At 74.5% G+C, this 498-nt stretch carries 1 pseudogene; it reads left to right on the forward strand.

Going from position 1 to position 498, the window contains the following annotated elements:
- Positions 1-117 precede the first annotated feature (117 nt).
- Positions 118-498 (forward strand): annotated as a pseudogene (locus FV223_RS29675) (EAL domain-containing protein); the annotation flags it as partial.

Here is a 498-nt window from a genome sequence, read left to right on the forward strand (position 1 = left end):
TTTTTCAACCATAACCCGGCATACGCCCTCGGCTCCGGTCTCGTGGGCTGGTAGTTGTTTATACGATCCAGGCCCCGGGCGGACGCGGCCGCCCGGGGCTCGACCGAGGACGAGGCGGTGATCGCGGCCTTCGACGGCGACGGCCTCGAGGTCCACCTCCAGCCGCTGGTGACGCTGCCGCAGCGCAAGGTCGCGTCCTACGAGGCCCTGGCCCGCCTGAGGCTCGCCGGCGCGGTGCTGACGCCGGAGGCGTTCCTGCCGGTGCTGGAGCGGCACGGCCGCTCGACCGAGCTCGACCGGCGCATGCTGCAGCGGGTCGCCACCATCGCCCGCCACCTCGTCGGCCGCGGCAGCGAGGCGGCGGTGGCCTACGGCCTGTCGCCGCTCTCGCTCTACGAGCCCGGGTTCCTGCGCGGGATCGCGCGGCTGGTCGCGGCCGAGCCGGCCCTGGCCGGCCGCCTCGTCGTCGCCCTGCCGCAGGCGAGCTGGCGCAACCTC

This window comes from Methylobacterium sp. WL116 (assembly GCF_008039455.1).
GTDB lineage: Bacteria > Pseudomonadota > Alphaproteobacteria > Rhizobiales > Beijerinckiaceae > Methylobacterium.